General features: G+C 72.8%; 16 protein-coding genes. 12 read left to right on the forward strand and 4 right to left on the reverse strand.

Translation table 11 applies throughout. The features are described 5' to 3' along the window. The first annotated feature begins 385 nt into the window (after positions 1–385). From E1300_RS04435 to E1300_RS04485, 11 genes are all read left to right on the forward strand, one after another. The gene (locus E1300_RS04435) at positions 386–1552 is read left to right on the forward strand and encodes a glutamate--cysteine ligase (RefSeq protein ID WP_131755573.1); all 1167 of its coding nucleotides are present in this window, start codon (positions 386–388) and stop codon (positions 1550–1552) included. Positions 1553–1781: 229 nt separating this feature from the next. Beyond that, positions 1782–3188, forward strand: coding sequence for a M20 family metallopeptidase (locus E1300_RS04440; protein ID WP_370784385.1), 1407 nt, complete (start codon positions 1782–1784; stop codon positions 3186–3188). Positions 3189–3403: 215 nt separating this feature from the next. Continuing rightward, positions 3404–4459, forward strand: coding sequence for a BMP family lipoprotein (locus E1300_RS04445; protein WP_242618934.1), 1056 nt, complete (start codon positions 3404–3406; stop codon positions 4457–4459). 262 nt (positions 4460–4721) lie between these two features. Further along, positions 4722–6260 (forward strand): ABC transporter ATP-binding protein, encoded by a 1539-nt coding sequence (locus E1300_RS04450; RefSeq protein ID WP_131755574.1) that lies wholly within the window; start codon positions 4722–4724, stop codon positions 6258–6260. After that, on the forward strand, positions 6257–7591 hold the full coding sequence (locus tag E1300_RS04455) for an ABC transporter permease (protein ID WP_242618935.1): 1335 nt from the start codon (positions 6257–6259) through the stop codon (positions 7589–7591). The genes E1300_RS04450 and E1300_RS04455 overlap by 4 nt, the downstream gene beginning before the upstream one ends. Beyond that, complete coding sequence (locus E1300_RS04460) at positions 7588–8940, forward strand: ABC transporter permease (RefSeq protein ID WP_131755575.1); 1353 nt, start codon at positions 7588–7590, stop codon at positions 8938–8940. The genes E1300_RS04455 and E1300_RS04460 overlap by 4 nt, the downstream gene beginning before the upstream one ends. Positions 8941–8962: 22 nt before the next feature. Further along, positions 8963–9370, forward strand: coding sequence for a cytidine deaminase (locus E1300_RS04465; protein WP_131755576.1), 408 nt, complete (start codon positions 8963–8965; stop codon positions 9368–9370). A gap of 96 nt (positions 9371–9466) precedes the next feature. Continuing rightward, positions 9467–10747: a thymidine phosphorylase gene (locus E1300_RS04470; RefSeq protein WP_131755577.1), complete on the forward strand. Its 1281-nt coding sequence runs from the start codon at positions 9467–9469 to the stop codon at positions 10745–10747. An 89-nt stretch (positions 10748–10836) separates the two neighbouring features. Beyond that, entirely contained in the window at positions 10837–12702 is a 1866-nt protein-coding gene (locus E1300_RS04475; protein WP_242618936.1) for a Xaa-Pro dipeptidyl-peptidase, read from the forward strand. A gap of 115 nt (positions 12703–12817) precedes the next feature. Continuing rightward, positions 12818–13909: an adenosine deaminase gene (locus tag E1300_RS04480; RefSeq protein ID WP_131755578.1), complete on the forward strand. Its 1092-nt coding sequence runs from the start codon at positions 12818–12820 to the stop codon at positions 13907–13909. 8 nt (positions 13910–13917) lie between these two features. Then, positions 13918–14571, forward strand: coding sequence for a PH domain-containing protein (locus tag E1300_RS04485; protein ID WP_242618937.1), 654 nt, complete (start codon positions 13918–13920; stop codon positions 14569–14571). Between the two features lie 16 nt (positions 14572–14587). Here the strand turns inward: E1300_RS04485 and E1300_RS04490 are convergent, their stop codons facing one another. From E1300_RS04490 to E1300_RS04500, 3 genes are all read right to left on the reverse strand, one after another. Next, positions 14588–16270, reverse strand: coding sequence for a phospho-sugar mutase (locus E1300_RS04490; protein WP_131755579.1), 1683 nt, complete (start codon positions 16268–16270; stop codon positions 14588–14590). Then, complete coding sequence (locus tag E1300_RS04495) at positions 16267–17067, reverse strand: purine-nucleoside phosphorylase (RefSeq protein ID WP_131755580.1); 801 nt, start codon at positions 17065–17067, stop codon at positions 16267–16269. Before E1300_RS04495 ends, E1300_RS04490 begins: the two co-directional genes overlap by 4 nt. A gap of 73 nt (positions 17068–17140) precedes the next feature. Continuing rightward, on the reverse strand, positions 17141–17593 hold the full coding sequence (locus E1300_RS04500) for a gamma-glutamylcyclotransferase family protein (protein WP_131755581.1): 453 nt from the start codon (positions 17591–17593) through the stop codon (positions 17141–17143). A 110-nt stretch (positions 17594–17703) separates the two neighbouring features. Between E1300_RS04500 and E1300_RS04505 the strand changes: the two genes are divergently transcribed. Next, positions 17704–19089, forward strand: a complete 1386-nt coding sequence (locus tag E1300_RS04505; protein WP_131755582.1) for an NAD(P)H-quinone dehydrogenase — start codon at positions 17704–17706, stop codon at positions 19087–19089. Between the two features lie 75 nt (positions 19090–19164). Here the strand turns inward: E1300_RS04505 and E1300_RS04510 are convergent, their stop codons facing one another. After that, positions 19165–20601, reverse strand: coding sequence for a hypothetical protein (locus E1300_RS04510; protein WP_131755583.1), 1437 nt, complete (start codon positions 20599–20601; stop codon positions 19165–19167). Positions 20602–20637: the final 36 nt, after the last annotated feature.

Below are 20637 nucleotides of genomic sequence, written 5' to 3' on the forward strand. Positions count from 1 at the left end.
GACTAGGCGACGTATCCGGAGAAGAGGTACCCGAACGCGGAGACGGCGATCCTCGGGACGTACAGGACTCACGGTATGTAAGGGACGACCTTCATCGGTTACAGTCTGTCATGACCTGATATTTAGGACGGGCTGACTAGTTCGTTCGGATGGCGTCCCAGACCCGGCGGATGACCGAAAAGGGCGCCCCGGCGCGCTCGACGGCGGCCCGGACGAGTCAATTGATCCGCAAAGGGCATGAGGACCCGACGAGGTCGTTGCCACGACGCCATCATGGAGCGAACACGTGACCTGGACCGGCGTTTGTCCAGGCTTAGGGACCCGCTGGGTGAATAGCGCCACGTGCCACGCAACGACCTGCAAGGATTGTGGACGGAGGTTGGCCGTGGCCATTGACTTCAACGCATCGAACGGGGCGACCCTCGGTGTGGAGTGGGAACTCCAGCTCGTCGATGTGGAGAGCAGGCACCTGCGGCAGGACGCCCGCGAGGTGCTCGCCGCGCTGCCCTCCCTCAGCGAGGGCGTGGTGAACCCGAAGGTCCGCCATGAGCTGATGGAGTCGACGGTCGAGATCGTGACCGACATCTGCCACACGGTGGGGGAGGCCAAGGGCGACCTGGCCGGCACCCTCGCCTCCCTCCGGGCCGCCGCCGCGGAACGCGACATCGCGCTGGCGTGCACGGGCACCCACCCCATCAGCGACTGGCGCGACGCCGTGATGGCGCCGATGGCCCGGTACGCGCAGCTCATCGAGCAGATGCAGTGGCTCGCCCGGCGGATCCAGACCTTCGGCGTGCACGTCCACGTCGGCGTCTCCGACGGCGCCAAGGCCATCCCGATCGTGAACGCGCTGTCGGCGTACCTGCCGCACTTCCTCGCGCTGACGGCGTCCAGCCCGTTCTGGAGCGGCAGCGACACCGGCCTCGCCTCGTGCCGGGCCGTCGTCTTCGGCCAGCTCCCGACGGCCGGTCCTCCCCACTCGCTCGACGACTGGGAGGCCTTCGAGGATTACATGGACACGCTGATGCGCGCGGGCACGATCCGGAGCATCAAAGAGGTGTGGTGGGACATCCGTCCGCATCCGGACTTCGGCACCATCGAGATCCGGATGTTCGACGGCATCCCCACCATGCGGGAGCTGGGCATGGCCGCGGCCCTCTGCCAGAGCCTCGTCACGCTGTTCGACCAGCAGCTCGACCGGGGGTACACCCTGCCCCGCCCCGCGTCCTGGGTCGTCCGCGACAACAAGTGGCGGGCGACCAGATACGGACTCGACGCCATCGTCATCACCGATGACACTGGGAACACCGCACCGCTCCGCGACGACCTGTACGAGTTGATCCGGGAGCTGGAGCCCGTGGCCGACCGGCTCGGCTGCGCGGAGGAGCTCAAGGTGGCCGGCGAAGTCCTCGAACACGGGGCGCCGTACGAACGCCAGCGCGCGATCCGCGCCGGCGGCGGGACGCTGGAGGACATCGTCGACGCCGCGATCACCGAGCTCGCGGAGGACAGGTTCGTCACACTGGGGGAGGTTGCCCATGCCGGCACCTGAGGAGCCGGCCGGCCCGGACACCGGGTGGCGGGACGCGACGTCCGGCGCGGCCGGCGGACCGGACCCGGAAACGACCTCCGGCTCGGACGAACCGGGCGATACCCGCCGGAACGGCGGCACGGGAAGGGCCGGCGAGCCCGGCGCCGGTAACGCGGGCGCCGGTGGAACCGGTGAAGAACTGACCATCGGGCAGGGGCCGTCCGGCCCCGCCATCGCGCAGGGGGCGCACATGACCCATCCGGGACCCGGGGTGATGCCCGGCCTTGAACCACCCACCTCCCCGGGACCCGCGGGTCCCGGGGACCGAGACGCCCGGGACGCCGCGGCGCGCGGGACCGCCCCCGCGGCCGGAGCGACCGCGGGAGCGGCCGCCGGAGCGGCCGCGGGCGCCGTGCTCGGGGGCGCGGCGCTGCAACCGCAGCTCGACGCGTTCCTCGCCCGGCACGAGGACGGGCTGATCGCCTTCCGCCGCGACCTGCACATGCACCCCGAGCTCGGCTACAACGAGTACCGCACCACCAAGCAGATCGCCGAGCGGCTGCGCGCCGCCGGGCTCGAACCGCAGATCCTGCCGCGCGGCACGGGCCTGTTCTGCGACATCGGCCCCGCGGACGGCACCACCGTCGCGCTGCGCGCCGACATCGACGCGCTGCCCCTCCAGGACGAGAAGGAGGGCGTCCCGTACCGCTCGACGGTCCCGGGCGTCGCCCACGCGTGCGGCCACGACGTCCACACCGCGATGGTGCTGGGCGCGGGCCTGTTCCTGGCGCAGCAGGCCGAGGCGGGGCTGCTGCCCGGCCGGGTTCGGCTGCTGTTCCAGCCCGCCGAGGAGACCCCCGGCGGCGCGCTGGACGTGATGGCGGCGGGCGGCATCGCGGGCGTGGACCGCGCGTTCGCCCTGCACTGCGACCCGCGCATCGAGGTCGGCCAGCTCGGGCTGCGCACCGGCCCGATCACCGCGGCCTGCGACAAGGTGTACGTGAAGGTGGCCGGGCCCGGCGGGCACACCGCGCGGCCGCACCTCACCGCCGACCTCGTCTACGCGCTCGCCAAGATCGTCACCGAGCTCCCGTCGGCGCTGTCGCGCCGGGTCGACCCGCGCTCCAGCCTGTCGCTGGTGTGGGGCCGCGTCTCGGCGGGGTCGGTCGCCAACGCCATCCCCGACGACGGGATCGCCGAGGGCACCGTCCGCTGCCTCGACGACGACGCGTGGCACCGGGCGCCGGAGATGATGAAGGCGCTGCTCCAGTCGGTCGCCGCCGCGTACGACGTGGAGGCCTCGCTGGAGTACGTCCGGGGCGTCCCGCCGACCGTCAACGAGGCGACGAGCGTGCAGATGTTCCGCGACGCCGCCGCGCAGGTGATCGACGAGGAGGGCGTCGTCCCGACGCCGCAGAGCCTCGGCGGCGAGGACTTCGGCTGGTACCTGGAGTCGATCCCCGGCGCGCTGGCCCGGCTCGGCGTCCGGACGCCCGGCTCGCCCGGCGAGTACGACCTCCACCGGGGCGACTTCGACGTGGACGAGCGGTGCGTCGCCGTGGGCGTCCGCGTCCTCACCGCGACCGCGCTCACCGCGCTGTGGGAGGGAGGCCGTCCCGGCGACGCCGCGCCGGTCCAGGGCGCGGCGCTCGCGTAGGCGGCTCGCCGGGATCCCGCCGGTCCCGGAGAAACCCCCCGGCTCGCGGTACGGTCCGGTCTCTGACCTGTGGAGATATGCGTACGCATTGGTAACGGACCTATTGCGAAACGGTGCAAGCCGGCAGTTTCCCACCGGGCGCGGGGTAGCGTCCCAACGATTTCGGTGGCCGGACCGGCCGCCGACCGTGGGTGGGGAACGGAAGGAGCGCTACCTTGCGCCGTGGACTGAAGATTTCGCTCGTCACCGTGACGGGTGCGGCGCTGACGCTCAGCGCTTCCGCGTGCGGTGGCAAGAAGGCGGACACCGGCAGTGGCGACGGGGACGGCAAGAAGACCCTGAAGATCGGCCTGGCGTTCGACATCGGCGGCCGCGGCGACCAGTCGTTCAACGACTCGGCCGCCGCGGGTCTCGACAAGGCCAAGAAGGACCTCGACGTCAAGACCGAGGAGATCTCCGCCAAGCCGGACGAGCCCGACTCCGACAAGGAGTCCCGCCTGCGGCTGCTCGCCAACAAGGGCTACAACCCGATCATCGGGGTGGGCTTCGCCTACACCGCGTCGCTGATCAAGGTGGCGAAGGACTTCCCGAACACCAAGTTCCTCGTCGTGGACGCCGACCAGTGCAAGGTCGAGGGCGCGAACGTCAAGGGCGCCTGCTTCTCCGAGGAGCAGGGCTCCTTCCTGGTCGGCGCCGCCGCGGCGCTGAAGTCCAAGACCGGCACGATCGGCTTCATCGGCGGCGTCAACGTGCCGCTGATCCACAAGTTCGAGGCCGGCTACGCCGCCGGGGCGAAGAAGGCGAAGCCGGGCATCAAGGTGCTGCCGGCCAAGTACCTGACGCAGCCGCCGAACTTCGACGGGTTCAAGAACCCGGCGCTCGGCAACGAGGCCGCCAAGGGCCAGCTCGACGCGGGCGCCGACGTGATCTACCACGCGGCGGGCGGCGCCGGCATCGGCGTGATCAAGACCGTCGGCGAGGCCAAGAAGTGGGCCATCGGCGTCGACTCCGACCAGTACAACCAGCCGGCGGTCGCGGGGGCCAAGGAGTTCATCCTCACCTCCATGATCAAGCACGTGGACCTGGCCGTGTACGACTTCGTCGAGAGCGTCGCCAACGGCTCGTTCCAGGCGGGCACGAAGAAGTACGACCTCAGCAACGACGGCGTCGGCTACTCGGTGTCGGGCGGCAAGGTCGACGACATCAAGTCCAAGCTGGACGCGTTCAAGGCCGACATCGTCAGCGGCAAGATCACCGTCCCGACGAAGTGACCCGGACTCCCGCGGAGTGACCCGGGGCCGGGTCCTCCGCGGATCCGTCCGCGACGGGCGGTCCCGGTCGCCCCGGCCCGAGAGCGCGCACCGGGCGCCACCCGGCAGGTGGCGCCCGGTACGCGCGCCCGCCGCCGGCGCGGGCACGGCTCGTCCGGTACAGGGCGTCCGGCACGGCTCGTCCGGCACAGCGCGTCCGACACGGGGGCGTCCGACACAGCACGTCCGACACGGGACGTCCGAGGCAGGAGGAGGGGCACTCGTGCCCGACCAGGTGCCGGCCGTGCGGCTGACATCGATCACCAAGCGGTTCCCCGGAGTGGTGGCCAACCGCGACGTCGACCTCACCATCGAGCGCGGTGAGGTCCACGCGCTGTGCGGCGAGAACGGCGCCGGCAAGTCCACGCTGATGAAGATCCTCTACGGGATGCAGCGGCCTGACGAGGGCACGATCGAGGTCGACGGCGAGCAGGTCGCCTTCCGGACGCCCGCCGACGCGATCGACCGCGGCATCGGCATGGTCCACCAGCACTTCAAGCTGGCCGACAACCTGACCGTGCTGGAGAACGTGATCCTCGGCGCGGAGCCGCGCGGCAAGGGCTGGCGGCGCGGCCGGATCGACTTCGCCGCCGCCCGCGAGAAGATCACCGAGATGTCCCGCGCCTACGGGCTGCGCGTCGACCCCGACGTGCTCGTCGAGACGCTCGGCGTCGGCGAGCGGCAGCGCGTGGAGATCCTCAAGGTCCTCTACCGGGGCGCCCGCGTGCTGATCCTCGACGAGCCCACCGCGGTGCTCGTCCCGCAGGAGGTCGAGGAGCTGTTCGGCAACCTGCGCGACCTGCGCGCGGAGGGCCTCACGGTCCTGTTCATCTCGCACAAGCTCGACGAGGTGCTCTCGGTCGCCGACACCATCTCGGTGATCCGCCGGGGCACCACGGTGGCGACCCGGCTCGACCCGGCCGAGGTGACCTCGCGCCGGCTCGCCGAGCTGATGGTCGGTTCGGAGCTGCCCACCCCGGAGCTCCGCGAGTCCACCGTCACCGAGGACGTCCAGCTGGAGATCGGCGGGCTGACGGTCCTCACCCCCGAGGGGCGCCCGGTCGTGGACGACGTGTCGCTGCGCATCCGCCGCGGCGAGATCGTCGGGCTCGCCGGGGTCGAGGGGAACGGGCAGAGCGAGCTGATCGAGGCGATCATGGGCATCCGGCACGCGGACGCCGGGACGATCGCCTACGGCGGCGACGACATCACCCACTGGGCGACCCGGCGCCGCCGCGAGGCCGGGATCGCCTACATCCCCGAGGACCGGCACCGGCACGGGCTCGTCCTGGAGGGGACGCTCTGGGAGAACCGGATGCTGGGCCACCAGACCCAGCGCCCGAACGTCCGCGGCCCGTGGGTGGACCGGCGCGGCGCCCGCCGCGACACCACCCGGATCGTCCGCGAGTACGACGTGCGGACCCCGGGCATCGACGTGCCCGCGGCGGCGCTGTCGGGCGGCAACCAGCAGAAGCTCATCGTCGGGCGGGAGATGTCCGGCGAGCCGCACCTGCTGATCGCGGCGCATCCCACCCGCGGCATCGACGTCGGCGCCCAGGCCGCCATCTGGGACTACCTGCGGCAGGCCCGCGCGGACGGGCTGGCCGTGCTGCTGATCAGCGCCGATCTTGAGGAACTCATCGGTATGTCCGACACCCTGCACGTGATCCTGCGGGGGCGGCTCGTCGCGGAGGTCGATCCACGGACCGTCACCCCGGAGGAGCTCGGCTCCGCCATGACCGGCGCGGGAGGCGCGGCATGAGCGGCCCGAACGACCCGGCGGCCGGGAGGCCCGGCCCGCCCGGCGACGGCGACGCCCCGAAGGCGGACGCCCCGAAGCCCGAGGCCCCGGAAACGGAGGCGCCGGAGAAGAGGGAGGCAGCCGGGCCCGAGGCGTCCAAGCCCGGGACTCCGGCGGGGCCGGAGCCGGTACCGGCGTGGAAGGCGATCCTCCAGGGGCTCGGCCCGCGCGGGCTGGCGCTGAAGATCGGCGCGCCGGTGCTGGCGCTGCTGATCTCCCTCGCCATCACGATGATCCTGCTGCGGGCCACCGGCGCCGACCCGGTCAGCTCGATCCAGAGCATGATCGACTACGGCACCACGCAGAACTCGGTCGTCGACATCGTCAACCGGGCCACCCGCTACTACCTGTCGGCGGTCGCGGTCGCGATCGGCTTCCGGATGGCGCTGCTGAACATCGGCGTGGACGGCCAGTACCGGCTCGCCGCGATGCTCGCCGCGTCGCTCGGCGGCGCGCTGACGCTGCCCGCCCCGTTCGGGCAGCTGCTGGTGATCTTCGCGGCGATGCTGATCGGCGGGCTGTGGGCCGCGATCGCGGGCGTGCTGAAGGTCACCCGCGGCGTCAGCGAGGTGCTGTCCACGATCATGCTGAACGCGATCGCGACCGGCCTGATCGCCTACCTGCTGAACGACGAGCGGCTCGCCGAGGTCCGGCCGGGCAGCAACAACGTCGCGACGCCGCGGATCCCGTCCGAGGGACGGGTCGGGCCGCTGAACGGCTTCCTGTCCTCGCTCGGCATCGACCTGCCCGGCCAGGTGTACGGGCTGCTGCCGCTCGCGATCGTCGTCGGGATCGTGTTCTGGGTGGTCATCAACCACACCCGGTTCGGCTTCGACCTGAAGGTGTCGGGCCTGTCCCCGACGGCCGCGCAGGCGAGCGGCGTCAGCGCCCGCCGGATGGTCGTCGTCACGATGATCGCGTCCGGCGCGGTCGCGGGCCTGATCGGCATGCCGGAGCTGCTCGGCGCGTCCTACGAGTACTCGCTGAACTTCCCGGCGGGCCTCGGCTTCACCGGCATCACGGTCGCGCTGCTCGGCCGGAACCACCCGTTCGGGATCGCGCTCGCCGCGCTGCTGTTCGCGTTCCTCGACCAGACCTCCGACGTGCTCCAGGAGGTCGACGTGCCCAAGGAGATCGTCGGGGTGATGCAGGGCGTGGTCGTGCTGACCGTCGTCATCGTCTACGAGCTGGTCCGGCGCTGGGAGATCCGGCTCCAGCAGCGGACCGTGGCCGACGAGCTCGCCACCGGGCACGACCTGGCCCGCGAGACCCCCGCTGGGAGCGCCTCATGACCGTCACCGAGACCGTCGCGAAGGCGAAGGCGGCCAACGGCAGGGCGCGGCTGCGCTGGCCGCACTACCTGCTGATCGCCGCGGGCCTGCTCGTCCTGCTGTCGCTCGTCCGCGTCATCGACGGCGCCGACGACGTGACGTCCAGCGGGACGGTCAGCGCCGCGCTCCGCCTCGCCGTGCCGATCTTCCTGGCCGGGCTCGGCGGGCTGTGGTCCGAGCGCTCCGGCGTGATCAACATCGGCCTTGAGGGCATGATGATCCTCGGCACCTGGACGGGCGCGTGGGCCGGCTACCAGTGGGGCCCGTGGGTCGGGGTGCTGTTCGGCATCCTCGGCGGCGCGCTCGGCGGGCTGCTGCACGCCGTCGCGACCGTGACGTTCGGCGTCGACCACATCGTCTCCGGCGTCGCGATCAACATCCTCGGGCTCGGCCTCACCCAGTTCCTCGCCGGACTGATCTTCAACACCGGCGAGGCGAAGGCGCTCGGCGGCGGCCCCCGGCAGTCCCCGCCGATCGACCCGATCCGGACGCTGACGCTGCCGGTGCTGTCCGGCGGCGAGATCGGCGGCTGGAAGAGCCCGGACTGGCTCGGCTCGATCGAGAAGCACCACTGGTTCCTGGTGTCCGACATCGCGGGCATCCTGCGCGGCCTGACCAGCGGCATGTCGCTGCTGACGCTGGTCGCGATCCTGCTCGTCCCGCTGACCTTCGTCATCCTGTGGCGGACGTCGTTCGGGCTGCGGATCCGCTCCTGCGGCGAGGACCCGTACGCCGCCGAGTCGCTCGGCGTCCACGTGTACCGGATGAAGTACGCCGCGGTGGTCATCTCGGGCGCGTTCTCGGGCCTCGCCGGGGCGTTCCTCGTCACGGTCGCCGCGCCGCTCTACCAGGACGGCCAGACCGGCGGCCGCGGCTTCATCGGCCTCGCCGCGATGATCTTCGGGAACTGGCGGCCCGGCGGGCTCGCCGCGGGCTCGCTGCTGTTCGGCTACACCGACGCGATGAACGTGCGCGGCGGCGGCCAGGCCGTGCACGCGCTGCTGCTGTTCGTCGCGATCCTGCTCATCGGGGTCGCCGTCTGGCAGGGCGTCCGCGCCAACCGGCTGCGGCCGCGGGCGGTCACCGACCTCGGCCGCCGCGAGGTCCGCAGCGCCTACGTCGGCGCCGTCCTCGCGCTGGCCGCCGCCGCCGGGCTGCTGGTGTGGTTCCTGCTGAGCGACGCCGTCCCCGGCGAGCTGGTCTCGTTCACGCCGCACCTGACGACGCTGCTGGTCCTCGCGCTCGCGAGCCAGCGGCTGCGGATGCCCGCCGCGGACGGCCTGCGGTACCGGCGCGGCGAGGCCCGCTAGACCGTTGGTGGATCATGAAGGCATGACGGACATCGACTGGCCCGCCCTGCGCGCCGCCGCGCGCGAGGCGATGGGGCGGGCCTACGCCCCCTACTCGGACTTCCCGGTCGGGGCCGCCGCCCTGGTGGACGACGGCCGCGTGATCACCGGCTGCAACGTGGAGAACGCCTCCTACGGCCTCGGGCTGTGCGCCGAGTGCTCGGTGGTGTCGGCGCTGCACGGCCCGGGCAAGTCCGCGCGCCCGCGGCTGGTCGCGCTGGCGGTCGTCGACCGGAACGGCGACCCGCTGATGCCCTGCGGCCGCTGCCGCCAGCTCCTGTGGGAGCACGGCGGCGCCGCGATGCTGCTGGAGACGGTCCGCGGCGTCCTGCCCATGTCGGACGTCCTGCCGGACGCCTTCGGCCCCGACGACCTGACCGACCGCGCCTGACCGGCCGCGCCTGACCGACCGCGCCTGACCGACCGCGCCTGACCGACCGCGCCTGACCGGCGCGCTGACCGCCATCGCTCGAACGAGGGGGAATCCATGGACGCCATCGACGTCATCCGCGCGAAGCGGGACGGCGGGACGCTGACGCCCGAGCAGATCGACTGGACGGTCGACGCCTACACCCGCGGCGCGATCGCCGAGGAGCAGATGGCGGCGCTGGCGATGGCGGTCCTGCTGAACGGCATGACGCGTCCCGAGGTGGCCCGCTGGACGGAGGCGATGATCCGGTCCGGGGAGCGGATGGACTGGTCGGCGCTGGACCGCCCGACCACCGACAAGCACTCCACCGGCGGCGTCGGCGACAAGATCACGCTGCCGCTGGCGCCGGTCGTGGCGGCGTGCGGCGCGGCCGTCCCGCAGCTGTCGGGCCGCGGCCTCGGCCACACCGGCGGCACGCTGGACAAGCTGGAGTCGATCCCCGGCTGGCGGGCGTCGCTGAGTACGGCGGAGATGCTGGACGTCCTCCGCGAGGCCGGCGCGGTGATCTGCGCGGCGGGCGGCGGCCTCGCGCCCGCCGACCGCAAGCTCTACGCGCTGCGGGACGTGACCGGCACCGTCGAGTCCATCCCGCTGATCGCCTCGTCGATCATGTCGAAGAAGATCGCCGAGGGGACGGGCGCGCTCGTCCTGGACGTGAAGGTCGGCTCCGGCGCCTTCATGAAGACCGAGCGGGACGCCCGCGAGCTGGCCGAGACGATGGTCGCCATCGGCACCGACCACGGGCTGCGCACGGTCGCGCTGCTCACCGCCATGGACCGCCCCCTCGGCAACGCGGTCGGCAACGCCGTGGAGGTGGCCGAGTCCGTCGAGGTGCTCGCCGGCGGCGGCCCGTCCGACGTCGTGGAGCTCACCGTGGCGCTGGCCCGCGAGATGCTCGCCGCCGCGGGCGTGGACGGCAGGGACCCGGCGGACGCCCTGAAGGACGGCTCCGCGATGGACGTGTGGCGCCGGATGATCTCCGCCCAGGGCGGCGACCCCGACGCGCCGCTGCCCGCCGCGCGCGAGACCCACGTCGTGACCGCGCCGTCCACGGGCGTCCTGGCCTCGCTGGACGCGTACGGCGTCGGGGTGGCGGCCTGGCGCCTCGGCGCGGGCCGGGCCCGCAAGGAGGACCCGGTGTCGTTCGGCGCGGGGATCGTCTGCCACGCCAGGCCCGGCGACCGCGTCACCGAGGGGCAGCCGCTGCTCACCCTCCACGCCGACGACGAGAGCCGGTTCGCGCGCGCCCTGGAGTCCCTGGACGGCGCGTACACGGTCACCGACGGCGCGGGCGGCACCGGGGACGTGACCCCGCTCATCCTCGACCGGATCGCCTGAACTGACGGGTTTGTCGATAATCACCGTTGACGGGCGTTCAGCCCCTTCTGGAAGCTGATCAGGTTTCGTTCAGCTTCGGAGGAGCAACGGTGCGACCCTCGTTACTGACCGCGGCGGCGCTCGCGGGCCTGGGCGGCCTCGCGGCCGGGACCCTGCCCGCGTACGCCCCGCCCGCGAACGCCGCCGCGACGCGTCCCCACATCGTCGTGAAGGACGGCAAGACCCAGCCCGCGTTCTCGTACCAGGACGCGGTCCGCGAGAAGGTCTACGTCGAGACCAACGTGGACAGCGACCATGACGGCAAGCGCGACCGCGTCTCGGTCTACGTCACGCGGCCCAAGGAGACGAACGGCGGCCTCAAGGTCGCCTCGATCCTCGAAGGCAGCCCCTACTTCGCCGGGACGCAGGACCCGCCCTACCACCCGGCCGACGTCACCGACTACCCGCGGCTCGCCCCCTGGACCGTCCCGCCCGGACCGCCCGCCCCCGTCAACTACAACCGCGTCTACTACGACAACTACTTCGTCTCCCGCGGCTACGCCGTCCTCGCCGCCGACACGCTCGGCACCGGCGACTCCGACGGCTGCCCGACCGCCGTCGGCCCCAACGAGACCGACGGCATGACGTCCGTGATCAAGTGGCTCACGGGCAAGGCCACCGCCTACGACGCGAGCGGCCGCCGGATCCGCGCGGACTGGTCCACCGGCGACGTCGGCATGGCGGGCAAGTCCTACGACGGCACCCTGCCCCTCGCCGCCGCCGCGACCGGCGTCAAGGGCCTGAAGACCGTCGTCTCCATCTCCGGCGTCTCCAGCTGGTACGACGAGTACCGCGCCAACGGCGGCGTCGTCGCCCCCGACGGCTGGGAGGGCGAGGACCTCGACCTCCACGCCAAGGTCGTCCTCACCCGCAAGAACCCGCAGTTCTGCGACCAGGTCGTGCGCAAGCTCGAACCGGGCATGGACCGCGTCACCGGCGACTACAACCGCACCTGGGACGAGCGGAACTTCGCCAAGGACGCCCCGCGCTTCAAGGCCAGCGTCTTCATGACCAGCGGCCTCGCCGACTGGAACGTCAAGCCGATCCAGATGTCCCTCCTGTGGAACGGCCTGAAGAAGGCCGGGGTCCCCCGGAAGCTGTGGATCCACCAGGCGGCCCACGACGAGCCCCTCGACGTCCGGCAGAGCGTCTGGCTGGAGACCCTGAACCTCTGGTTCGCCCATGAGCTCTACGGCGTCCGCAACGACATCCTCAAGCAGCCCAGGGTCGACCTGGAACGCACCCCCGGCCACTGGGAGACGCACAAGGACTGGCCCGACCCGTCCGCGCGTCCGGTGAGGCTGGGCCTGTCCACAGGCACCCTCGGCAAGCCCGGCAAGGGCACCGACGCCTTCGTGGACGACCCGTCCCGCAAGGCCGAGGACCTCGCCGCCAACGAGACGACCCCGAGCCCGAACCGCCTGATGTACCTGACGCCGCCGCTGACCAAGGCCACCAAGCTCAGCGGCACCGCCAGGATCAAGGTCCGCGCGTCGGTGGACGGCCGCTCCCCGTACCTGTCGGCTCTCCTGGTCGACTACGGCACCGACGAGCGCGTCGCGGGCTTCGCCCCCACGTCCGAGACCTGGTGCTACGGCGACTCGATCCCCTCCGACCCGGGATGCCGGACGGTCCGCAGGTACTCCACCGCGGTGACCCCCTTCAAGATCGTCACCCGGGGCTGGACGGACGTCCGCAACCGCCACTCCGCGTCCGTCACCGAGCCGGTCGAGGCGGGCCGCGACTACACCTTCAGCTGGCCGATGCAGCCCTACGACTACGTCTTCAAGCCCGGCCACCGCATCGGGCTGATGATCCTCGCCACCGACCACGCCTACACCCTCCGCTACCCGGCGGGCACCAAGGTCAAGGTCGACCTGGCGGGAAGCACCCTCACCCTGCCCCTCACGGGCTGACGACCCGGGGCCCCGCCGCCGCTCGGGCGGCGGGGCCTTCTCGTTTGACCAGGCGCGCTGGAGTTGGCGAGGGTTGACGAGGTGGGGCGGGGGCCGACGGCGGTAGTTTCTAGAGATGAACGCTCGTCCGACTCTCGATGCCATCCGCCGCGCCCCCAAGGTGCTGCTGCACGACCACCTCGACGGCGGGGTGCGCCCCGCGACCATCGTCGACCTCGCCCGCGAGTCCGGGTACGGGGATCTCCCGACCACGGACCCCGACAACCTGCGGACGTGGTTCTCCGAGGCGTCGAACTCGGGCTCGCTTGAGCGGTACCTGGAGACGTTCTCGCACACCGTGGGCGTCATGCAGTCCACCGAGGCGCTCACGCGCGTCGCCTACGAGTGCGCGGAGGACCTCGCCAAGGACGGCGTCGTCTACGCGGAGGTGCGGTACGCCCCCGAGCTGCACACCAGCACGGGCCTGTCGCTGGAGCAGGTCGTCGAGGCGGTCCTCGACGGGTTCGCCAGGGGCGGCCGCGACCACGGCATCCGGGTCGGGACGCTGGTGACGGCGATGCGGCACCAGGCCCGCAGCATGGAGATCGCCGAGCTGGCCGTCCGGTACCGGGACGCGGGCGTCGTCGGGTTCGACATCGCCGGGGCCGAGGCCGGCTACCCGCCCACCCGGCATCTGGACGCGTTCGAGTACCTCCAGCGGGAGAACGCGCACTTCACCATCCACGCGGGTGAGGGGTTCGGGCTGCCGTCGATCTGGCAGGCGATCCAGTGGTGCGGCGCCGACCGGCTCGGCCACGGCGTCCGGATCATCGACGACATCGAGGTGGACGGGGACGCGCCCCGGCTCGGGCGGCTCGCCGACTACGTGCGGGACAAGCGGATCCCGCTGGAGATGTGCCCGACGTCCAACATCCAGACGGGGGCCGCCAAGTCGATCGCGGAGCACCCGATCGGGCTGCTGCGGCGGCTGAGCTTCCGCGTCACCGTCAACACCGACAACCGGCTCATGAGCGGCACGACGCTGTCGGAGGAGTTCATGAAGCTCGTGGACGCGTTCGGCTACGGCTGGGACGACCTCCAGTGGTTCACCGTGAACGCGATGAAGTCGGCGTTCGCGCCGTTCAACGACCGGCTGGAGCTCATCAACGGGGTGATCAAGCCCGGCTTCGCGCAGCTCAAGTGGAGCGGCGCCCGTCCACTGGCATGATCTGAGCCATGACCATTCGTTCCACCGGCGGGCGGATCGCCGCGTACGCGTGGCTCGCGTTCGCCGTCCTCAACCTGGCGGACCTGGCCTTCGGCGTCACCGGCCGGCGCCACTACACGCTGACCACGGCGACCATCGCGGTCCTGCTGCTGCTCGGCTGCGGGATCGCCTACGTCATCGGGCTGCGCCCGGCGATCCTGGGGGACGAGCAGGGCGTCACCGTCCGCAACCCGCTGCGCGACGTGCGGGCGCCGTGGCGGGCGGTCCGGGAGGTCCAGGGCACCCACGCGCTGACCGTGCGGTTCGCGGGCCCCGGCGGGACGGAGCTGAAGACGCGCGCCTGGGTGCACCAGACGTCGCCGCGCGCGCAGGCCAAGGCGGAGGCGCGGGCGCGCCGCGACGAGGGCGCCAAGGTGCCGGGTGCCGCGCTGAAGGGGCGCACGCCCGCGGCGTACGCGGCGCAGCAGCTGAACGAGATCCGCGACCGGCAGCGGTCCCGGGCTCGGTCCGGCGCGCCGGACCGGGCCGCCGCCGCCAAGGCCGAGCAGGACGGCGCCGCCGACGCCACGGGGACGGTCTCCTGGTCGCTCCCGGCCGTGGCGGCGCTGGCCGTCCCCTTGGTCGCCCTGGTCGCCCTGGCGATCGTGGCGGCGGTCGGCTAGGCGACAGCGGGCTCCGCTAGTTGAGGGCCAGGCTCCGGGACACGTCGGTTCGCAGGGCCTCCAGCTCCTCGGCGGCGCGGGCCCGGACCGCGGCGACGTCCTCGCCGCCCTCCACGGGCAGGACGATCTCCAGATAGCACTTGAGCTTCGGCTCGGTGCCCGAGGGACGGACCACGACGCGCGCCCGCCCGGCGAGGCGGAAGCGGAGGCCGTCGGTGGGCGGCAGGCCGCCCGCGCCCTCCGCTAGGTCCTCGAACGACTCGACCGCGCGTCCGGCCAGCGCGGCGGGCGGTTCGGCGCGCAGCCGCGCCATCGCGCCGGTGATCAGCGACAGGTCCGCGACCCGGACGGACAGCTGCGCGGTGGCGTGCAGCCCGTACCGGCGCGCCTGGTCGTCCAGCAGGTCGAGCAGCGTGCGCCCGTCCCGCCTCGCCTCGGCGGCGAGGGCGGCGACCGCGAGGGCGGCCCCGATCCCGTCCTTGTCGTTGACGAGGACGCCCCGGTCGTCGCCGACGCTGTACCCGAGGGCCTCCTCGTAGCCGAACACGAGCCGGTCGCCCGGACCGCCCGCCTTCATGATCCACTTGAAGCCGGTCAGGGACTCGGCGGACCGCACGCCGTGCGCCCGCGCGATCGAGCCCAGCAGCGACGACGAGACGATCGTCGTCACCGCGAGCCGGTCGTCCCCCGACGTGTGCCGCAGGACGTGCTCGGCGAGCAGCCCGCCGACCTCGTCGCCGGTGAGGGCGCGCCACCCGCCGGGCCCGGGGACCGCCACCGCGCAGCGGTCCGCGTCCGGATCGTTCGCGATCACCAGGTCGGCGCCGCGGGCGGCGGCGAGGCCCAGCGCCAGGTCCAGCGCGCCCGGCTCCTCCGGATTGGGGAAGGCCACGGTCGGGAAGTCCGGATCGGGCTCCGCCTGCTCCGGGACGACCTCCGGCGCGGGGAACCCGGCCCGCTCGAACGCTTCCAGCAGCACGGGTCCGCCGACGCCGTGCATCGGCGTGTAGACGATCGACACGTCCCGGGCGTCGCCGAGCCGCAGCCCCGACACCGCGTCCAGGTAGGGGCCGAGGTCCTCCAGGACGGTCCAGCCCGCCCCGAGCGGCAGCTCGTCGACCCGGCCGACCGCGTCGATCGCGGCGGAGATCTCCGCGTCCCGCGGCGGGACGATCTGCGCGCCGTCCGCCCAGTACACCTTGTAGCCGTTGTCGCGCGGCGGGTTGTGGCTGGCGGTCACCACGACGCCCGCCACGGCGTCCTCGGACGCCCGCACGCGGTGCGCCACGACCGGCGTCGGGACCGGCCCGGCGAACAGCTCCACCTTCAGCCCGGCGCCCGTCAGCACGGCCGCCGTGTCCTGCGCGAAGCGCCGCGACCCGTGCCGCGCGTCGAACCCGACGACCACGCGTCCGCCCGGCGGGAGACACGCCGCCAGCCCCGCCGCCGCCCGCATCACCGTCACCCGATTCATCCGGTTCGGTCCCGCGCCGAGCTCCCCGCGCAGTCCGGCCGTGCCGAACTCCAGCCGCGCCCCGAACCGGTCCGCGAGAGCCGCCTCAGCGGTTCCGTCCGCCGCTCCGTCGGCGGTTCCGTCGGCGGCGTCCAGGATCTGCCGCAGCTCGGCCCGGGTGGCAGGGTCCGGGTCCTGCGACAGCCACTCCTCGGCCCGGCGCCGGAGCCCGCTCAGGTCGCTCATATCTTCGACAGTACGGTGCCGAGCAGCGCGCCCATCCGGCCCGCCGCCGCGCGGCCCGCGGCGAGGACCTCCTCGTGGTCCAGCGGCTCGTCCGACAGCCCCGCGGCGATGTTGGTGACGAGGGAGATCCCGAGGACGTCCGCGCCGCCCTCCCGGGCCGCGATCGTCTCCAGGACCGTCGACATGCCGATCATGTCGGCGCCCATCGCCCGGAGCATCCGGATCTCGGCGGGCGTCTCGTACGTCGGGCCCCGGAACGCGGCGTAGACGCCCTCCGACAGCGTCGGATCGACCTCCTTGGCGAGGGCGCGCAGCCGCCCCGAGTACGCCTCCGTCAGGTCGAGGAACGTCGGGCCGGTCAGCGGGTTCGCGCCCGACAGGTTCAGGTGGTCGGAGATCAGCACGGGATCGCCGACCCGCTGGTGCTCGGGCCGCAGCCCGCCCGCCGCGTTCGTCAGCACGACCGTCCCCGCCCCGGCGGCCAGCGCCGTCCGGACGCCGTGGACGACCGCGTCCACGCCGCGCCCCTCGTACAGGTGCGTCCGGCCGAGGAACACGAGGGCCCGGCGCCCGCCGACCTCCACGATCCGCAGCCGTCCCGCGTGCCCCTCCACCGCGGGCGGCGCGAAGCCCGGCAGCTCGGTGAACGGCAGTTCCGCGAGGGGCTCGCCCAGCGCGTCGGCGGCCGGCACCCAGCCGGACCCCATCACCAGGGCGACGTCGAAGGAGTCGATGGAGGTGCGCGCCCGCAGCTCGTCCGCCGCGGCCCGCGCCCGTGCAAAAGCGTCGTTGCTCACATCGCTGACACTACCGTCGAGATCGCCCCGCCCAGGTCAGCCCGCGATCACCCGCCCGGCCCGGGCCGGCGCGTCAGTCGCCCAGGGACTTGCAGGGGCGGGCCCGCAGCTCCTTGACGTAGTCGTCGGGCGCGCCCGCCTTCTCCGCCGCGTCCGCGAGGATGCCGAGGTAGCGCGCGGACGGCAGGCCGCCCTCGTAGTCGTCCAGGACGTACAGCCAGCACAGCGCGTCGCCGTCCAGCGTCTGCACCCGCACCCTGATCTTGCGGTAGACGTTCAGCGCGGCGCCCTCCCAGGCGTCGAGCTCCTTCTCGTCCCAGGCGGGCACGTCGTACATCACGACGAAGACCTGCTCGGACCGGTCCTCGACCACCGTCGCGAGGGCGCCGTCCCAGCCCTTGTCCTGGCCGCCGAAGGTCAGCCGCCACCCGGCCAGCCAGCCGGTGCCGCGCATGGGGGAGTGCGGAGCCCGGCTCGCCATCTGCTCGGGGTCCATGTTGGAGGCGTATGCCGCGTACAGAGCCACGCTGGCCAAGGGTACGCCACCGTTGACATGCCCGGATGAACACCGGCGGGCGCGCCCGCGCGGGACGGGCGTGGGACGGGTCACTGCCGCGCGTAGGAAACAATGGAAGGGTGACCCGCATCGTGATCATCGGAGGAGGCCCGGGCGGCTACGAGGCCGCCCTCGTCGCGGCGCAGCTCGGCGCCGACGTGACCGTCGTGGAGCGCGACGGTCCTGGCGGCGCCTGCGTGCTCACCGACTGCGTGCCCTCCAAGACGCTCATCGCCACCTCGACCCGCATGGCCGTCATGTCGGAGTCGCAGGGCCTCGGCCTGCGCTTCAGCGGCGGACCCGACGGGATCGTCGGCGGCCTGGAGGCCGACATGGCCACCGTGAACAAGCGCGTGAAGGACCTCGCGCGCGCCCAGTCCTTCGACGTGGCGGAGCGGCTCGCCTACGAGGAGGTCAAGATCGTCCGGGGCGAGGCGCGGCTGGTCGAGCCGCACGTCGTCGCGGTCGGCGACCGCCGTATCCGGGCCGACATCGTGCTGATCGCGACCGGCGCCACGCCGCGCGTGCTGCCCGGCGCGGAGCCCGACGGCGAGCGCATCCTCAACTGGCGGCAGCTCTACGACCTCCCGGAGCTTCCCGAGGAGCTGATCGTGGTCGGCTCCGGCGTCACCGGCGCCGAGCTGGCCGGCGCCTACCTGTCGCTCGGCTCCAAGGTCACCCTCGTGTCCTCGCGCGACCGGATCCTGCCCTCGGAGGACGCCGACGCCGCGTCCGTCCTCCAGGAGGTCTTCCTGCGCCGCGGGATGAACGTCATGTCGCGGTCCAGGGCCGCGGGCGTGGAGCGGTCCGGCAACGGCGTGATCGTCACGCTGGAGGACGGCTCCAAGGTCGAGGGCACCCACTGCCTGATGACCGTCGGCATGGTGCCGAACACCAGCGGCATCGGCCTGGAGGAGATCGGCGTCCGCTGCGACTCCCGGGGCTTCGTCGAGGTCGACAAGGTCTCGCGGACGTCCGTCCCGCACATCTACGCCTCCGGCGACTGCACCGGCGTGCTCATGCTCGCGTCCGTCGCGGGCATGCAGGGCCGCATCGCCATGTGGCACGCGCTCGGCGAGGCCGTCCAGCCGCTGAAGCTCGGCTGGGTCGCCTCCAACATCTTCACCGACCCCGAGGTCGCCTCCGTCGGCGTCACCCAGCACATGGTCGACTCCGGCGACGTCAACGCCCGGACGGTCATGCTGCCGCTGTTCACCAACGCGCGCGCCAAGATGCAGGGCTTCGAGGACGGCTTCGTCAAGCTGTTCTGCCGCCCGTCCACCGGCATCGTGCTTGGCGGCGTCATCGTCGCACCGCGCGCCAGCGAGCTGATCCTGGGCGTGTCGATCGCCGTCCAGCAGCACCTCACCGTGGAGCAGGTCGCCCACACCTTCGCCGTCTACCCGTCGCTGTCGGGCAGCATCACGGAGGCGTCCCGCCGCCTGATGTCCGAGCACGCCTACTGACGTACCGGGGGGTCAGGCGGTTCCGGGCCGGACGGACGGGTCCGGCCCGGAGCGGAGGCCTCAAGCGGAGGCTCGTCAGAAGCCGCCGAAGTCTCCGCCCCCGCCTCCGCCGCCGAAGTCGCCGCTGCCGAAGTCCCAGCCGCCGCCGATGTCGCCGCCGTCCCCGCCGAAGCCGCCCATGTCGCCTCCGCCGTAGCCGCCGCCGAAACCGCCGCCGAACGCCGAGCCCAGCATCGTGCCGATCATCAGGCCGCTGAGCAGGTCGAGGCCGCCGTAGCCGTAGTAGTAGCCGCCCGCGTAGGGCGCGTAGGCGGGCCCGGCGTCCCAGTACGGGCGGCGGCCGTCGCCGTAGGGCACCATGCGGACGTCCGGGTCGCCTCCGCGCAGCACTGCCTCCGCGTCCGCCGCGCACGCCGGGACCGACCTGGCCAGGCCGCCGGGCGGCGCCCACGTCACGTCCTGGACGGACGGTCCGTGCTGGGGGTTGAAGAAGCACGGCGGCCGCCGCTCGGGGACGGGCTCGCCGGCGACCCGCGCCCGGGTGGCGGTCATGTAGTAGCGGCCGTCCTCCAGCGCGGTCGTGACCTCCTGCATGTCCTCGGGCCTGGAGGCGCGCTCGGTCGCGGTCTTGGCCCGGTCGTAGGAGTCGAGGGCCTTCTCGTAGTCGGTCCTGACGTCGGGACTGAGGCTCTTGTCCATGACGTCGAGGTCGAGACGCGCGATGTCCTCGCCGAGCAGCGTCACGTCCTCCTCGACGCCGCGCTTCAGGTCGGCCATCTGCCGGGCCTCGCGGGTCCGGCGCCGCTTGCGGACGACCAGCAGCGCCGAGACCGCCGCCGCGACCAGCAGCACCAGGACGCCGAGCGTCACGAACGCGCCGATCGCGCTGGACTGGGCCTTGTCGTCGGCCTTCTTCTCGGCGAGGTCGCCGAACTTGATCAGCCGGTCCTTGAGGCCCACGCCGTTGGTGCGGGTGACGAGCTGGTTGATCTCGTTCGTGTCGAACTTCTTGGAGATGCCGCCCATCCGCCGCGCGTCGGCGGTGACGGCCACGTACGTCTGGCCCTTGCCGACGCGGTTCGCGACGGCCCGGAGCATCTGGCCGACCTCGGTGCGGTCGATGTCGCTGCGCACGACGACGGCGCGGATGTCGGCGTCGCGGTCCCGGTCCAGGGCGGCCTTGACCGCGGCCTGGTCCGCGGGCGACAGCACGTTGCCGGCGCCGCTCGTCACGTACAGGCGGGAGTTGATCAGCCCTTGGGCGATCTGCCCGACGGTGTCGTCCGTCCGGGCGGCGGCCGGCGCCTGGGCCGGGGCCGGAGCCGTCCGGGTCGAGATCACGTGTGTCTGGACGGTCTGCGCCTGGACGGCCTGCACCGGCCTGGCCGGCGCCGGCGCGGCGTTCGCGGACGGCGCCGACGGTGCCAGCGCGAGCGCCAGCAGGACGGCGGCGGTCGTCGCCGCGACCGTGCCCCGGCGGGCCGCGCGGGTGGTCGGTCGATCGGAGATCATGGTGTCCTCGTGCCCCCTTTACCGCTAGGACGTCCG

Origin of the sequence: Actinomadura fibrosa (assembly GCF_900659615.1) — a bacterium.
GTDB classification, from domain to species: Bacteria; Actinomycetota; Actinomycetes; order Streptosporangiales; family Streptosporangiaceae; genus Spirillospora; species Spirillospora fibrosa.

What these genes read in the sequence shown, in the direction of transcription:
- E1300_RS04485 (WP_242618937.1), top strand. Translation starts at nt 13,918, where the DNA reads ATGACCATTCGTTCCACCGGCGGGCGGATCGCCGCGTACGCGTGGCTC.
- E1300_RS04455 (WP_242618935.1), top strand. Translation starts at nt 6,257, where the DNA reads ATGAGCGGCCCGAACGACCCGGCGGCCGGGAGGCCCGGCCCGCCCGGC.
- E1300_RS04440 (WP_370784385.1), top strand. Translation starts at nt 1,782, where the DNA reads ATGACCCATCCGGGACCCGGGGTGATGCCCGGCCTTGAACCACCCACC.
- E1300_RS04480 (WP_131755578.1), top strand. Translation starts at nt 12,818, where the DNA reads ATGAACGCTCGTCCGACTCTCGATGCCATCCGCCGCGCCCCCAAGGTG.
- E1300_RS04460 (WP_131755575.1), top strand. Translation starts at nt 7,588, where the DNA reads ATGACCGTCACCGAGACCGTCGCGAAGGCGAAGGCGGCCAACGGCAGG.
- E1300_RS04510 (WP_131755583.1), bottom strand. Translation starts at nt 20,601, where the DNA reads ATGATCTCCGATCGACCGACCACCCGCGCGGCCCGCCGGGGCACGGTC.
- E1300_RS04465 (WP_131755576.1), top strand. Translation starts at nt 8,963, where the DNA reads ATGACGGACATCGACTGGCCCGCCCTGCGCGCCGCCGCGCGCGAGGCG.
- E1300_RS04470 (WP_131755577.1), top strand. Translation starts at nt 9,467, where the DNA reads ATGGACGCCATCGACGTCATCCGCGCGAAGCGGGACGGCGGGACGCTG.
- E1300_RS04490 (WP_131755579.1), bottom strand. Translation starts at nt 16,270, where the DNA reads ATGAGCGACCTGAGCGGGCTCCGGCGCCGGGCCGAGGAGTGGCTGTCG.